This is a genomic window from Candidatus Thiodictyon syntrophicum, from assembly GCF_002813775.1.
GTDB lineage: Bacteria > Pseudomonadota > Gammaproteobacteria > Chromatiales > Chromatiaceae > Thiodictyon > Thiodictyon syntrophicum.
Window position 1 is genome coordinate 2,227,245 of record NZ_CP020370.1, and the last position, 14,715, is coordinate 2,241,959.

Genomic DNA, 14,715 nt, shown 5'->3' on the forward strand with positions numbered 1-14,715 from the left:
CCAACCAATGAAACTCAAGTTCTTCACCATCCCCGTCGCGAGCCCCGAGGGCGCCGAGGCGGACCTGAACCGCTTCCTGGGCGCCCATCGCGTCTCCCAAATCGAGCGGCACTTCACCGCCGACGGCGCGGCGAGCTTCTGGGCGGTCTGCGTGACCTGGGTCGAGGGCGCAGAGGGCTTGGCCGCATCTGCCCCGGACGCCGCGCGGCGCGGGCGCATCGACTACCGCGAGGTCCTGGAGGCCGACGAGTTCGCCCTCTACGACCGCTTGCGCACCCTGCGCAAGCAGTCGGCGGAGGCGGAGGGCCTGCCGCCCTTCGCCGTCTTCACCAACGAACAACTGGCCGACATGGTGCGTCGGCGCGTCAACACCCTGGCGGACCTGGCCCGGATCGACGGCATCGGCGAGGCGCGCCTGAGCCGCTACGGGGCCGCCTTCCTGGAGGTCCTGTGCGCCGGGGTGCCGCGGCTGGGTCCGCCCGCCGCCGCGCCGGCGGCCCCGGCACCGGCGACCGGCTGATGCCGCGGCGCACCCGCGTCGAACTGGCGCAGATCGCCGCCTGGGACAATCTGGAGTGCGCCCTCTGGGCCGCCGCCCGCGGCAAGCATGGCCGCCCCGAGGTCGCGGCCTTCCTCGCCGCAGCCCCCGCCGCCCTGGCGCTGGTGCAGGCGGCCCTGGCCGCCGGGCGCCTGCCGGTGGGGAGCTTCCGGCGCTTCGCCATCCGCGACCCCAAGCCGCGGGTGATCCATGCCGCGCCCTTTCCCGATCGGGTCGCCCACCACGCCCTGGTGCGCCTGTTGGAGCCGCGCCTGGAACTGGCCCTGGTGCCGACCAGCTTCGCCTGTCGCCCGGGCCTGGGTGCGCAGGCGGCGATCCTGCACGCGCGCGAGTGCGCCCGCCGCTGGCCCTGGTATCTCAAGCTGGACGTCGAGCACTATTTTCCCAACATCCCCCATGACCGCCTGCTGGCCCTCCTGGCGCGGCGCTTCAAGGGCTCGGTCCTGGGGCTCATCCGGCAGGTGCTCGCGACCCACCAGGCCGCCCCCGGGTGCGGGCTGCCGATCGGCGCCCTGACCTCCCAGCACTTTGCCAACCAGTACCTGGGCGAGGCCGACCGCTACGCCTTGGCGCGCCCCGAGTGCCGTGCCCATGCCCGCTATATGGACGACCTGATCCTGTGGTGTGACGGGCGGGCACAGGGCCGCGCCCTGCATGGCGCACTGAGCGCGTACCTGGGTGAGACGCTGGGCCTGCGTCTGAAGCCGCCCTGCCTGATGCCGTCGGCGGCTGGGCTCGGCTTCTGCGGCATGCGCATCTACCCGGGGACCATCAAGCTCGGCGCGCGGCGCCGTCGCGCCTGGTCCCAGGGCCGCCGCCGCTGGGAGGGGCGCTGGGAGCGCGGCGAGATCGGCGCGGCGCAGTTGCAGCGCGCCTATGACAGCCTCTGGTCGGCGACCCTGCCGGCCGACAGCCGCAGCCTGCGCCGGGCGCAGCTCGTCCGGCGGCCGGCGCCGGACCCGGGCCCTGCGCCATGAGCGGGCCGCGCGCCCCCAACCGGAGGTCGAGGCTTCAGCCGGCGGCGGCTTTGGATGGGCTGCGTTGCGCGGGTGCGGGTCCGGCTAACGGCCATGGCGCCCGCGCCACCCCGAAAGATGAAAGTTGCGGGCGCCATGGCCGTTCCCTCACCCCGCCCTCTCCCAGAGGGAGAGGGGGAATTGGAGCGCGCTCCCGGCGCGACTTTCACGGTAAAGCCTCGACCTCCGGTTGGCGTGCTTGGGCCGGCCCCCGCTGTACCCTGGGTCCGGTTGGCGTTACTCTTGGCACGGTGTCGCGGCGTCAAGGGCCGCAAGCGCGTGCTGCGTGGCGGCAGTTGGATCAACCACGCCAGGAACTGCCGGTCGGCGAACCGTAACGGCAACGAGCCGGCCAACCGCAACGAGAACATCGGCTTGCGGCTGTCCCGAGCGCCTCCCCCGCGTGGCGGGGAAGCCCAGTCGCGGCACCCGTTCCCGTCCGGGAGATCCCGGCCGGGGCAAACAGGCAGGGCACCGGCGCGCTGGTAGGGCCAGACCCGAACGCCCGCCGGTGGCCCGCCCCAGGTCGGCACCGGCGCTCGCGGCGCAGGGCGCCTGACATCCGGTGGAGAGACTGGGTAAGTCATCGCTGCAACCGTTGCGTAGCCCGGATGGAGCGCAGCGGAATCCGGGGACGGCCTCGCGGATACTCGCGCAATCCGCGGGTTGCCGCGGGGACCTGGATTGCGCTGCGCTCCATCCAGGCTACGACCTTCGCGGAGGACTGCCATGAACGCCTATGTCCGCCAACTCCCGCCCTGCTTTCCCGAACCCTGGGCGTCCGGCTGGGGGCAGGACCGCCGCGGGCTCTGGCAGTCGTTCAGCGTCAAGGGCGTGGTCCAGGTCTTGCGGTGGATTCCGCCCGGGGACTTTATGATGGGGTCGCCGGCGGACGAGCCGGAGCGCCTGACTTACGGCGATGAGACACGGCATCGGGTGGTCCTGACGCAGGGTTACTGGCTGGCGGACACCGCCTGCACCCAGGCCCTTTGGCAGGCGGTGCTGGGTGAGGACCCGAGCCGCTTCAAGGGTGCCGAGCGGCCGGTCGAGCGGGTCAGCTGGACGGACGTGGTGGAGCGTTTCCTCCCCGCACTGAACGCTTTGGTCCCGGGCCTGGAGGCGTCCTTGCCCACCGAGGCCCAGTGGGAGCTTGCCTGCCGCGCCGGGACCGACACGCCCTTCAGCTTCGGGTCCACCATCACCACCGACCTGGTCAACTACGACGGCAACTACCCATACGGCGACGGGGCCAAGGGCGAGTACCGGGCGCAGACGGTCGAGGTCAAGGCCCTGCCCGCCAGTGCCTGGGGCCTTTACCAGATGCACGGTAATGTCTGGGATTGGTGCGCGGACTGGCTCGGCGACTATCCTGCGGACGCCGTGGTCGATCCCCTGGGGCCGCCTGAGGGCCGCAAGCGCGTGCTGCGTGGCGGCAGTTGGCTCTACCACGCCGGGAACTGCCGGTCGGCGCTCCGTCTCGGCCGCGGGCCGGCCAGCCGCCACGGGAGCATCGGCTTGCGGCTGTCCCGAGGGTCTTCCCTCAGGCCGGCAGGAGGCGTGGGCGTGGCAGGCGTGGTTGCCGGGGGCAGAGCCCCGGCAACCGCGCCTGACGCGCCCGCGCCGGGCAGGCCGGCAGTCGCGTAGGGTGGACGCCCGCAGGGCGATCCGCCATGGGGCGCCGCGGTGACTGCCGAGGCCGCGTTCCCCGCGCGGCCCGTCGCGGCTGAAGCCGCTCCCACGGCCGCGGATGCCCGCGGGGCGATCCGCCATCGCTGAACCCAGAAAGAGCAGTTCTCACTCGGAGACACAACGATTACAAAGATCGTCGACGCGATCCGCAGGTCGCGGCGCTCACCCCCGCGGTGATCGCCCCAACGCCTTCAATGATCTTTTTTCTTCGTGTCTTTGTGTCTTTGTGTCTTTGTGTCTTTGTGAGAGCAATCCCCCGATTCAGATTGCACCGCCCAAGCCCCGGAGGCCCCATGACCGACTGGACCCTGATCGCCCGCCACATCGCCGCGGCCACCGGCCGGCCCTTCGCCCCGACCGCGGCCCCGCGCCCGGTGGGCGGGGGCTGTATCAACGCCGCGGCGATCCTGGGTGACGGGGAGCGCGCATTCTTCGTCAAGACCAACACCGCCGCCCGGCTCGGGATGTTCGAGGCGGAGGCGGCGGGGCTCGCCGAACTGGCCGCCGCCCGGGCGCTCCGGGTGCCGGCGCCGGTGTGCTGGGGCGCGACCGACGCCCTGAGCTATCTGGTCCTGGAGCGCCTGGTGTTGGACGGACCGAGCCGGGGCGCCGTCGCCGGGCGTCAGTTGGCCGCGCTGCACCGCAGTACGGCGCCGAGCTTCGGCTGGTCGCGGGACAACTTCATCGGTTCCACCCCCCAGGTCAATACCCCAAGCGAGGACTGGGTAGACTTCTGGCGCGACCGGCGCCTCGGCGTGCAACTCGCGCTCGCCGGGCGCAACGGCCATGCCCGCGCCCTCCAGGACGCCGGGGAGCGCCTCGGTGCGGACCTGGGCATCCTTCTGAATCACGGGCCCCGGCCGTCACTGCTGCACGGCGACCTGTGGGGCGGCAACCTGGGCTATCTTCCCGATGGGCAGCCGGTTATCTTCGACCCGGCGGTGTACTATGGCGACCGGGAGGCGGACCTGGCCATGACCGAGCTGTTCGGCGGTTTCGGTGCCGATTTCTCCGCCGCCTACCGGGAGACCTGGCCGCCGGCGCCGGGCTACGGGGTCCGCAAGACCCTCTATAACCTCTATCACATATTGAACCATCTGAATCTGTTCGGGACCGGCTACCTGGGGCAGGCGCGCGGCATGATCGACCGGCTGCTCGCCGAGGTCCGCTGAGACGCGCCCGGCGGCGTACGGCGCAGCGGCCCCAGGGGCGCCCGGACGGGCGAGGATGCGGAGCACTCGATGTCACGCGAATTGCTGATCATGCGTCACGCCAAGTCCGACTGGGACGGCGGCGGCGCCGACTTCGACCGGCCCCTGACCCGGCGCGGTAAGGCCGACGCCCCCAAGGTCGGCGCCTGGCTGGCGCAGGAGGGCCTGGTGCCCGATCATGTGGTCAGTTCCCCGGCGCGGCGCGCCCACCAGACGGCGCTGCGGGTGTGCAAGGCCCTGGGGCTCCCCAAGGGGCAGATCGACTGGGACCCGCGGGTCTATGACGCGGACCTGGACGGCCTGCTCGAGGCGCTCGGCTGCTGCCCCCCGGACGCCCCCCGGGTCCTGCTGATCGGCCACAACCCGGGGCTCCAGACCCTGCTCCTGCACCTGGCCGACGCCGCCCCGGTCGAACGCGAGGACGGCAAGCTGCTCACCACCGCCGCTCTGGCCCGGTTGACGATGCCAGAGCACTGGACCTCACTGCCCGCGGGCTGCGCCCAGCTCATCTCCATCACCAGGCCGCGCGACCTTCAGGGGACGGCCCCGCAGTAGTTGACACAGTCCTCCAGGGTCTCGAACGGCACGCGCCCGCCACAACCGCTGTAGTTGAACGACTTGCAGCGGTTGTCCCGATAATCATAGTAATACTTGACCCGGCGGCCCGCGCAGTTGCCGCGCGCGGGCTTGGCGACGCAACTGACCGGCAGGTCCTCCGGGTCGCTGGTCGCGAACCGGCCGCCGCCGCAACTGCCGAGCAACAACACCGCCGCCAACCCACCGCAACACCAGACGAAACGCATAGCACCCCCGGGACAGACCGACACGCGAACCTAGGCGCGGGATTCTAGTACCCTCGGGCGCATTTGTTTCGACTATTAGGGGGCGGGTGCACCGCGCGCACCCTGAGCGGCTGAGTCCGAGCGCACCCGCAGCCAGATCCCGTTGCCGTAGCCCTGGTGGCCGCGGGCGACCCCGTCCCACAGGGCATCGACCGCGCTGCGCAGTTCGGCGTCCCCGGCGATGAAGGTGCAGGGCAGGAGGATCTCGTAGCGCCGCCCCGCGTCGGCCATCAGCAGGACGGCCAGCAGGTATTGCTCCGAGTAGTAGTGGTCGTGCCAGTGCGGCGGATAGTCCAGCGGCAGATAGATGTCGTCGATATACACGAGCACCCCGGCCTTGAGTCGCGGCAGCAGGTCGAGGAAGACGGCGGTCACGTCGCTGTTCTGAAAACAGCGGTGAGAGCTGTCGATCATGAGGATGTCGTTCGCCTCCAACGTATCGACCACGGCCGGGTCCAGGGCCTCCAGCGGCTCGCGGATGAAGGCGTCGCAGAGCGCGTCGACCGCGGCGCGGGGCTGCGGGTCGATGGAGGTGATGGACATCGCGAGCCCATGGTCGCGGCAACCGCGGCGGACAAACCGGGTGGAGTGGCCGGAGCCGATCTCCAGGTAGTGCCGGGAGGCGAACAGGGCCGGGAAGGCGTAGAGGCTGGCGGCGTTCAGCCCGCGGCAGAAATCGTTCTCCCAGACCGGCTCGCCGGCCGTGCCCCCGGTCAAGGGGATGCGCCCCAGGCCGGCGGCGAAGGCCGGGAGTTGCGCGAGCAGGTGCGCGTAACGCTCGCGGCCGGTCTCCATGAGCCGGTTGAGCCGCGGGTGCGGCGGTGCGCCATAGCCCCAACGCGGGCGCGGCTGCACCGGATACTCAAGGAAGATCGCCTGGCCCCCGCTGCTCAGGACCCAGCGCAGTTCCTGGGCGGATCTGAGCCAGCGCAGGAAGGGAGAGTGCCGCGACCAACGCCGCAGCGGTGCCGAATCGAGAAGCTTGCCGAACATGGTGACCCCACTGCCGCACGCGAAACGTTGGATTGGCGCCTCCTGCGTTGGTCCACCCGGCATCCACCCAGGGATTACAGGCCCCGGCGGGTGATGTGGTCGAGCAGTCCACGGGCGGCGGTCTCTACCATGTCGAGGACCTGATCGAACCCCCGTTGCCCGCCATAGTAGGGGTCCGGCACCTCGCGACGCTTGAGGTCCGGGGCGAAATCAAGGAACAGCGAGAGCTTGCGCTCCATCCCCGGCGGGCAGATGCGGGCCAGGCTATGGTAGTTGTCCTGGTCCATGGCGAGGATGTAGTCGAAGGCCAGAAAGTCCTCCGGCTCCGCCCGGCGCGCGCGCAGGTCGCTGATATCGATCCCCCGCGCCCGCGCCGTCTCCTCCGCCCGTTCGTCGGGCGGCTCACCGATGTGGTAGCCGTGGGTCCCGGCGGAGTCGACCTGGATCCTCGCGCCGTAGCCGGCCTGCTGCACCAGGTGCCGGAAGACACCATGGGCCGTGGGGGAGCGGCAGATATTGCCCATGCACACAAAGAGGACCTTTACGCGTGTCGTGTCGTTCATAACTATCTAATCTCGTGAGCCTTTCAGTTTCTGTCCGCGTGCCGGTGCCGCCCCGGGGATCGCCAAGTCTGCCACCCGGTCGCACACCCCGAGGCGTCGTTGCGTCTTTCACAGAGCGACAGGCTACGGCCGAACGTTGGGATGGTAAAGACCCCTTGGTATCGGTTTTACGGCCTTGATCATAATCCCGGCCCATCAGCCAACGGCCATGTCTTTCATGAACGGCTGATGGCCGGTTTCATCGCCGACGTGGAACGGTTGGGAGGTTGAGATGGCAAGCAAGGATTCGGTTCACTTGCGCGCGAATCTCGGGCATGATTGGGCCGGGTCCGCCCCCGCAGGCACCGATAATCGTTTTAGCTAACAGTTATTTACTAATTTGCCTGGGAGTGTCGGCGACGGCCCGGCCCCGCTGCCGGGACCCGCGGACCCAGAAGACCACCCGCAAAGCAATAAGCAGCCCACCCATGGGCGGAGGACAGTAACGATGATCACCCAGCAAGTCGCCGGTCGCGATCTGAACACGAAAGGCCACCTGGCCCATTTCGATCATTGGGATGAGGACGTGGCCCTGGCCCTGGCGGAAGAGGAGGGACTGACCCTGAACGCCCGTCACTGGGGCGTGATCAACTTCCTGCGGGACTACTACGGGGCCCATGAGATGCCCCCGACCCCGCGAGTGGTGCTGAAGGCCGTCGGCCACCTGATCTCCCCGCACGTCCCCTGCACCCGCCGCCACCTGGAGTTCCTGTTCCCGGACGGCGGCTGCAAGCAGGCGTGCCACATCGCCGGACTGCCGGACTATTACTGCCACGGGTGCTGAACCACCCAGCCCGCCTCCAAGGCCCCGCTCCGGGGCCTGCCGGGCGGGACGGGGCATTCGTCCCGTCCCGACTGTTTACTCCGTCGCCGACCCCTGGCGCGGGGCCGCGAGTGCGGAGAAAACGTTTCGGACGGGGCGAATGCCCCGTCCGGCGTGGGCTGATTGACCCCTTCGCGGTTTAGCTCGAGGCGCGGGCGTCGGCCCACCCCAACCGGAGGTCGAGGCTTCAGCCGGATGGGGCCGATCGCCGCGGTTCACAGTTGCGCCAGGTGTTCCACCGGCGCCTCGCAGTGGGTCCCGCGGCAGCGGTAGGCGCGCGGACCCGCGCCGGGCTTCATGCCGGCGAGTGCCCCGGGCAGGTCGGTCGCGCTGTTGGGGATGGCCAACACCAGCCGCCGCGGCTGGTAGCCCTGCTGCGCGGCGGCCTGCCAGTCATCCAGCAGGTCCGTGTCGGCGCGGATGATGAGGGTCTCGGGCGGGTTGAGGTGCTCGTCCAGGGCGAACAGCAGGGTGCCATGGGCATAGGGGAGGCGGCGGATGAACTCGGCCGCAAGCTTCAGGGTACCCTCGGCGGCGTCCAGGTAGCGGGGTTCTCCGAGCAGATGGCCCAGGCGCTGCAGGGCCCAGGCGGCGACCCCGTTGCCGGACGGCATGGACTCGTCGCCCAGGGGTTTGGGGCGCGCGATCAGCGGCTCGTGGTCGCGGCCGGTGAACCAGAAGCCGCCCGCGTCCGGGTCGTGGAACTGCGTGAGCAGGACCTCGGCGAGTTCGATCGCGAAGGCCAGGTCGGCCGCCGACCAGCGGGTCTGGAGCAGTTCCAGCAGGGCGTCGAGCAGGTTGGCGTAGTCGTCCAGGTAGGCCTGGAGCTGGGCACGGCCGTCCTTGCAGGTGGCGAGCAGGCGCCCGTCGCGCCACAGGGTGCGGCGGATGAAATCCAGGGCCGCCTGCGCCGATTCCAGGTAGTCCGCCCGCCCCAGGACCCGGGCGGCGCGGGCCATGCCCTTGATGGCGAGCGCGTTCCAGGCGGTCAGGACCTTGTCGTCCAGGCCGGGGCGCACGCGCAGCTCGCGCTCCGCCAACAGGGTGGCACGCGCCGCGCCTAGCAGGGACTCGACCTGGGCCAGGGGCAGCCCTTGGGTCTGCGCGACCTGGGCGGGGGTCTGGTACTGGTGCAGGTGCCACTGTCCCTCGAAATTGGCCGGGCGGTCGAGACCGTAGACGGCGGCAAAGGGGGCGTATTCGGTCGGCGTCAGCAGGGCGCGCACGCGCTCGCGGTCCCAGCAATAGAAGCGGCCCTCGTGGCCCTCGCTGTCGGCGTCCAGGCTGGACCAATAGCCGCCGTCCGGGGACTGCAGCTCGCGCATGATCCAGTCCGCGGTGGCGCGCGCCGCGTCGCGAAACAGCGGGTCGGCGGTGATCTGCCAGGCGTCGCAGCACAGCGCGAGCAGGGGGCCGTTGTCGTAGAGCATCTTCTCGAAGTGGGGGATCATCCAGAGGTCATCCACCGCATAGCGGCAGAAGCCCCCGCCGAGCTGGTCGTTGAGCCCGCCGCGGATCATGCGCTCCAGGGTGAAGGTCGCCATCTGGAGTGCCGAGTCGTCCGGCTGCCCGGCCGCCGCGCCGACCGCCCAGCGGCGCAGCAGAAATTCCAGATTGGTGGCATGGGGAAACTTGGGCGCCCCGCCGAACCCGCCCTGCTCGGTATCGAAACTGTCGGTGAGTTCGTTCAGGGCGGCGTCCAGCACCCTGGCCGCGGGGACCCGCCCGGACGGTGTCGGTGCCAATCCGGCCAGGGCCGTCATCAGTTCGTCGCCCTGGGCGTTGATCGCCTCACGGCGGTCCCGGTAGGCGTGCTCCACCCCTTGCAGGAGTTGGGTGAAGGCGGGCAGGCCATGGCGCGGCTCGCGCGGGAAGTAGGTCCCGGCGAAGAAGGGGCGCTGGTCGTGCGGGTTGAGGAAGACCGTGAGCGGCCAGCCGCCGGAGCGCCGGGCCATGAGTTGATGGGCGGTCTGGTAGACCCGGTCGAGATCGGGACGCTCCTCCCGGTCCACCTTGATGTTGACGAAGAGCCGGTTCATCAGGTCCGCCGTGGCCGGGTCCTCGAAGGACTCGTGCGCCATGACATGGCACCAGTGACAGGCGGAGTAGCCGATGGAGAGCAGGATGGGCCGGTCCTGGGTCCGTGCCAGGTCGAGGGCCTCGGCGCACCAGGGCCACCAGTCCACCGGGTTGTGGGCGTGTTGTTGCAGGTAGGGACTGGCGGTCGCGGCGAGCCGGTTGGCGGGGACGGATGGGTGGGGGCTGGTCATGGGCGGGGTCCACGGCGGGGGCAAACCACGACAGTGGGTCCAGCCGGGGGGGCTTTCTACGCCGCCGGGCAGCATTCAGGATTGCCACCGGCGGGCGGGCCGGGTCCGCGGCAGACCCTCTGAAACACTCTATTAGCCGAACCTAATAAACAACCTAGCATAAAATCAGGGATGGACCAGCCGGCAATTGCGCGCTAGTCTCTACCCCGCCGCGCGCCTCCCGGACGCGGCCGGGCCCCCGCGGACCCGGCGCCGGGAGCACGGAAGACCGATCGCAAGGCTCAACCCAACCCTTTTGACGGCCCTCGACGAGGAGGGGACATGACCCTGCTGCAAACCCGGCCCGCCCTGCCCAGTGACGACAAGCGCTGGAAGCTCGTCAACGCGACCATGCGCCGCACCGGCTACGCCGATCATTCGCTGATCGAGGCGCTACACAGCGTGCAAGAATCCTTCGGGTTCCTGGACGAGACCGCCATGCGCTTCGTGGCCGGCTCCCTGGACCTGCCCTTGTCGAAGGTGTACGGGGTCGCGACCTTCTATCACCTGTTCCAGCTCAAGCCCAAGGGCCGCCACGCCTGCGTGGTCTGCACCGGCACCGCCTGCTACATCAAGGGCGCCGGGGCCCTGCTGGGTGCGATCGAGGAGCGCTTCGGCGTCAAGCCGGGCGAGACCACGGAGGACGACCTGCTCTCGGTGCTCACCGCCCGGTGCGTCGGTGCCTGCGGCCTGGCCTCGGCCGCGGTCGTGGACGGTCAACTGCTGGGCAAGCTGACCCCGGAGAAACTGATGGAGCGCATCGAACTGGAGACCGCCAAGTGAATATCGACGACATCGACGAGTTGGCCCAGAAACACCGCGACAAGTTCGCCGGCATCGACACCGAGGTGCGCGTCTGCCTGGCGACGAGTTGTCAGTCTTCCGGCGCGCCCCCGGTGTTCGAGGCACTGACCGAGGCCCACAAGGCGCACGGCTCCGGCACCTGCCGTGTCAAGGGCGTCGGCTGTATGGGCCTGTGCTCGGCCGGACCCATGGTGGCGGTCGCCCGCACGGATGAACCACCGGAGCTCGAGGTGCTCTATCGCGAGGTGAAACCCGACGACGCCGCCGACATCATCGCGAGTGTGGGCGGCACGCCGGTGGAGCGCATCCGCTTCCCGACCGACGCCCCCTTCTTTACCCGGCAGCAGCGCATCGTGCGCGAGAACACCGGCATCATCGATCCGGAGAGCTTCACCGGCTATGTCGCGGTCGGCGGCTACCGCTCCATGGTGCAGGCCTTGACCGAGATGACCCCGGGCGCGGTGGTCGCCGAGGTCACCACCAGCGGACTGCGCGGGCGCGGCGGCGGCGGCTATCCGACCGGGCTCAAGTGGTCGACCATCGCCAAGATGCCGGCCGGCCAGAAATATGTCATCTGCAACGCGGACGAGGGTGACCCGGGCGCCTTCATGGACCGCGCTATCCTGGAGTCAGACCCGCATCGGGTGCTCGAGGGCATGGCCATCGCCGCCTATGCCATCGGCGCGAACAAGGGCTACGTCTATCTGCGCGCCGAGTATCCGCTCGCGGTCGAGCGGGTGGAGACCGCCATCCGCAAGGCCAAGCGCGCGGGCTTCCTGGGCAACCACATCTGCGAGACCCAGTTCAATTTCGATGTCGAGATCCGGCTTGGCGCCGGGGCCTTCGTCTGCGGGGAGGAGACCGCGCTGATGGCCTCGATCATGGGCAATCGCGGCCAGCCCCGGCCGCGTCCGCCCTATCCGGCCGAATCGGGACTCTGGGGCTGCCCCACCCTGATCAACAACGTGGAGACCTTTGCCAACATCACCCCCATCATCCGCAACGGCGGTGAGTGGTACGCGGGGATCGGCACCGAGCGTTCCAAGGGCACCAAGGTCTTCGCGCTCGCCGGTGCCATCTCCAACATCGGGTTGATCGAGGTGCCGATGGGGATCACGCTGCGCGAGATCATCGAGGAGATCGGCGGCGGCATCCCCAACGGCAAGGCCTTCAAGGCGGTGCAGACCGGCGGCCCCTCCGGCGGTTGTATCCCGGCGGAGCACCTGGACATCCCGGTCGATTACGACAGCTTGAAGACGCTCGGCACCATCATGGGCTCCGGCGGCATGATCGTCATGGACGAGACCTCGGACATGGTGGACGTGGCCCGGTACTTCATGGAGTTCTGCATGACCGAGTCGTGCGGCAAGTGCGTCCCCTGCCGCACCGGCACCCAGCAGATGCACGGACTCCTGGACACCATCGCCAAGGGGCAGGGCACCCACAAGGACCTGGCCCTGCTGGAAGAGTTGTGCGAGGTGGTGCAGGCCACGAGCCTCTGCGGCCTGGGTCAGACGGCGCCCAATCCGGTCCTGAGTACGCTGCGATTTTTCCGCGACGAGTATGAGCAGAAGCTGACGGCCGAATGATGTCGATGAAACAGGTACTTGTCCGCAAGTAGCAAGCCCCGAAGGGGCCTAACATACCAGCCCAGGGCAACGCCCTGGGTCGGTCGTGTGTGCCCAGCCCTGAAAGGGCGTGACATGATGCCTGGCGGAGACGGTGATGGCGGACAAAGTTGATAACCTGATTCTCGAACATCTTCGCGCGTTGCGCGGGGGGCAGGATCGTATCGAGCATGAACTGCGCGAGGTCAAATTGCGACTGAGCAGCCTTGAGTCCGCGGTCGTCGGCACGAAACGCGATACCGTCCACGCGCAGGAGGACGTTGCTCGACAACAGGTCAGCATCGATTGGCTCAAGGAGCGACTGGACCGCATCGAGCGGCGACTGGATCTGCGCGAAGAGGCATAAGCGATGCTTCATCTGCAGCATGATCGCGACTTCTACGCCTGGGCGAACGACAGCGCCGCCCACCTGCGCGCGGGACGCTGGGCGGAGGTGGATGTGGATCAGGTCGCCGAGGAACTGGAGGACATGGGCAAACAGCAAAAACATGCCCTGGCCGGACACCTCAAGATTCTGATGCTCCATCTGCTGAAGTGGCGCTATCAGCCGGCTTTGCGCGGTGTCAGTTGGCGTTTGTCGATCGACAATGCCCGGGACGAAATCGCCGAATTGCTGGAGGACAGCCCGAGCCTTGCAACCAAGTTGCCCGAGATCGCGGCGCGGCGTTACCCGGCGGCGCGCTCGCGCGCGAGCCTGGAGACCGGGCTTGCACTTGAAACCTTCCCGGTCGAATGCCCCTTTACCCGAGAGCAGTTGGTGGACCAGGATTTTTTGCCTGACGAGAGCGCTTCCGGCCAAGCATGAACCGGTACACCCCCGATGCCCCAAGCTTTAGTCTAATTGCAGATCCACACCCCAGGCCCGCCGGGAAGCGGGCCTGGGGTTGACCAAGACACCCGACGACACCCGGAGCCCACATGCCCCCACCCGCAAACCCAGCCAGTGTCCGCGTCGTTACGCTGAACATCGACGGCAAGGACTACTCCGCCCGCGCGGATGAGACCATCATCGAGGTCTGCCGGGAGAACAAGATCCCGATCCCGAGCCTGTGTTACCTGGACGGACTGAGCATCTGGGCCGGCTGCCGCCTGTGCCTGGTGGAGATGGCCGGTCAGTCGCGCCTCTTTGCCGCCTGTTCGACCCAGGTGGCGGAGGGCATGACGGTCTCCACCAACACGGAGCGCCTGCAACGCTACCGCCGCACCATCGTGGAACTGCTCTTCGCCGAGCGCAGTCACGTCTGCTCGGTGTGCGTCTCCAACGGCCACTGCGAGTTGCAGTTCATGGCCCAGAAGTGCGGGGTGGACCATGTGCGCGTTCCCTATCGTCAGGCGCGCAATCAGGTCGACAGCTCCCACGAGGCCTTCCGGCTCGACCACAACCGCTGCATCCTGTGCACCCGTTGCGTGCGCGTCTGCGACGAGATCGAGGGCGCCCATACCTGGGACGTCATGGGCCGCGGCAGCGACTGCCACGTCATCACCGACCTGGCCCGCCCCTGGGGCGAGAGCGATACCTGCACCGGCTGCGGCAAGTGCGTGCAGGTCTGCCCCACCGGCGCCCTGGTAAAGCAGGGAACCTCGGCCGGGGAGATGGTCAAAGACAAACACTTCCTGCCCATTCTCGCCCGCCGGAGGCACGCCCAATGAGCGATCCCAAGATCACGGTAGCCACCGCCTGGCTCGATGGTTGCTCCGGCTGCCATATGTCCTTCCTCGACATGGACGAACGGCTGGTGGACCTGGCGCAGAAGTTGGACATCGTCTACAGCCCGCTGGTCGACACCAAGGTGTTGCCGGAGCAGGTGGACGTGGGCATCCTGGAGGGGTCCATCAGTTCCGAGGGCGATCTGCATCACGCCAAGGAATTCCGCAAGCACTGCAAATTGCTGATCAGCCTGGGAGACTGCGCGATTACCGGCAATGTCCCGGCGATGCGCAACCCGTTCAAGCTCGAGGCCGTGCTGAACCGGGCCTACGTGGAGACCGTCGATGTCCAGCCCCAGATCCCGACCGTCGGTGTGCCGGCCCTGTTTCGCCAGGTGCGCCCCATCCACGGGGTCGTGGAGGTCGATGTCTTCATCCCCGGCTGCCCGCCCCACGCGGACGCGATCTTCTATGTGCTGAACGAGTTGATCGAGGGACGCACGCCGGACCCGAGCAAGGTGACCCGCTTCGGGGCCTGACCGAGGAGCGGCGGCGTGGCCGTAGACGGCCGCGGCGCCCAACCACCAATACC

17 protein-coding genes are annotated in these 14,715 nt (G+C 68.8%); 13 read left to right on the forward strand and 4 right to left on the reverse strand.

The annotated features are described in order from the left end of the window. Positions 1-7 precede the first annotated feature (7 nt). The 6 genes from THSYN_RS09535 (at position 8) to THSYN_RS09555 (ending at position 5,030) form a co-directional block, all read left to right on the forward strand. Positions 8-520, forward strand: coding sequence for an HRDC domain-containing protein (locus tag THSYN_RS09535; RefSeq protein ID WP_157817551.1), 513 nt, complete (start codon positions 8-10; stop codon positions 518-520). Then, positions 520-1,536 (forward strand): RNA-directed DNA polymerase, encoded by a 1,017-nt coding sequence (locus tag THSYN_RS09540; protein ID WP_157817552.1) that lies wholly within the window; start codon positions 520-522, stop codon positions 1,534-1,536. Before THSYN_RS09535 ends, THSYN_RS09540 begins: the two co-directional genes overlap by 1 nt. Positions 1,537-1,671: 135 nt before the next feature. After that, complete coding sequence (locus tag THSYN_RS37215; RefSeq protein ID WP_418219910.1) at positions 1,672-2,064, forward strand: SUMF1/EgtB/PvdO family nonheme iron enzyme; 393 nt, start codon at positions 1,672-1,674, stop codon at positions 2,062-2,064. Between the two features lie 240 nt (positions 2,065-2,304). Beyond that, a complete protein-coding gene (locus tag THSYN_RS09545; RefSeq protein ID WP_100918932.1) occupies positions 2,305-3,219 on the forward strand; it encodes a formylglycine-generating enzyme family protein in 915 nt (304 codons plus the stop codon). A 338-nt stretch (positions 3,220-3,557) separates the two neighbouring features. Then, positions 3,558-4,436, forward strand: a complete 879-nt coding sequence (locus tag THSYN_RS09550; RefSeq protein WP_100918933.1) for a fructosamine kinase family protein — start codon at positions 3,558-3,560, stop codon at positions 4,434-4,436. Between the two features lie 69 nt (positions 4,437-4,505). Then, the gene (locus tag THSYN_RS09555; RefSeq protein ID WP_100918934.1) at positions 4,506-5,030 is read left to right on the forward strand and encodes a SixA phosphatase family protein; all 525 of its coding nucleotides are present in this window, start codon (positions 4,506-4,508) and stop codon (positions 5,028-5,030) included. Here the strand turns inward: THSYN_RS09555 and THSYN_RS09560 are convergent. The 3 genes from THSYN_RS09560 to THSYN_RS09570 form a co-directional block, all read right to left on the reverse strand. Continuing rightward, complete coding sequence (locus THSYN_RS09560) at positions 5,009-5,278, reverse strand: BPTI/Kunitz domain-containing protein (protein ID WP_100918935.1); 270 nt, start codon at positions 5,276-5,278, stop codon at positions 5,009-5,011. The two genes, THSYN_RS09555 and THSYN_RS09560, sit on opposite strands and share 22 nt — an antisense overlap. Before the next feature lie 75 nt (positions 5,279-5,353). After that, positions 5,354-6,310: a class I SAM-dependent methyltransferase gene (locus tag THSYN_RS09565; RefSeq protein ID WP_172965254.1), complete on the reverse strand. Its 957-nt coding sequence runs from the start codon at positions 6,308-6,310 to the stop codon at positions 5,354-5,356. Between the two features lie 74 nt (positions 6,311-6,384). Beyond that, the gene (locus THSYN_RS09570) at positions 6,385-6,873 is read right to left on the reverse strand and encodes a low molecular weight protein-tyrosine-phosphatase (RefSeq protein WP_172965255.1); all 489 of its coding nucleotides are present in this window, start codon (positions 6,871-6,873) and stop codon (positions 6,385-6,387) included. A 487-nt stretch (positions 6,874-7,360) separates the two neighbouring features. Between THSYN_RS09570 and THSYN_RS09575 the strand changes: the two genes are divergently transcribed. After that, entirely contained in the window at positions 7,361-7,696 is a 336-nt protein-coding gene (locus THSYN_RS09575) for a TusE/DsrC/DsvC family sulfur relay protein (RefSeq protein ID WP_100918937.1), read from the forward strand. A 254-nt stretch (positions 7,697-7,950) separates the two neighbouring features. Here the strand turns inward: THSYN_RS09575 and THSYN_RS09580 are convergent, their stop codons facing one another. Next, positions 7,951-10,005 (reverse strand): thioredoxin domain-containing protein, encoded by a 2,055-nt coding sequence (locus THSYN_RS09580; protein WP_100918938.1) that lies wholly within the window; start codon positions 10,003-10,005, stop codon positions 7,951-7,953. 321 nt (positions 10,006-10,326) lie between these two features. Here THSYN_RS09580 and hoxE point away from each other — a divergent pair, with 321 nt between their 5' ends. From hoxE to THSYN_RS09610, 6 genes are all read left to right on the forward strand, one after another. Next, positions 10,327-10,827, forward strand: coding sequence for a bidirectional hydrogenase complex protein HoxE (gene hoxE, locus THSYN_RS09585; protein ID WP_100918939.1), 501 nt, complete (start codon positions 10,327-10,329; stop codon positions 10,825-10,827). Then, complete coding sequence (nuoF, locus tag THSYN_RS09590; protein WP_100918940.1) at positions 10,824-12,437, forward strand: NADH-quinone oxidoreductase subunit NuoF; 1,614 nt, start codon at positions 10,824-10,826, stop codon at positions 12,435-12,437. The genes hoxE and nuoF overlap by 4 nt, the downstream gene beginning before the upstream one ends. A gap of 136 nt (positions 12,438-12,573) precedes the next feature. Beyond that, on the forward strand, positions 12,574-12,822 hold the full coding sequence (locus tag THSYN_RS09595; RefSeq protein ID WP_100918941.1) for a hypothetical protein: 249 nt from the start codon (positions 12,574-12,576) through the stop codon (positions 12,820-12,822). 3 nt (positions 12,823-12,825) lie between these two features. Next, positions 12,826-13,281 (forward strand): DUF29 domain-containing protein, encoded by a 456-nt coding sequence (locus THSYN_RS09600; protein WP_100918942.1) that lies wholly within the window; start codon positions 12,826-12,828, stop codon positions 13,279-13,281. Between the two features lie 113 nt (positions 13,282-13,394). Beyond that, positions 13,395-14,126 (forward strand): bidirectional hydrogenase complex protein HoxU, encoded by a 732-nt coding sequence (gene hoxU / locus THSYN_RS09605; protein WP_100918943.1) that lies wholly within the window; start codon positions 13,395-13,397, stop codon positions 14,124-14,126. Continuing rightward, entirely contained in the window at positions 14,123-14,662 is a 540-nt protein-coding gene (locus THSYN_RS09610; RefSeq protein WP_100918944.1) for an NADH-quinone oxidoreductase subunit B family protein, read from the forward strand. Before hoxU ends, THSYN_RS09610 begins: the two co-directional genes overlap by 4 nt. The last annotated feature ends 53 nt before the right edge of the window (positions 14,663-14,715 follow it).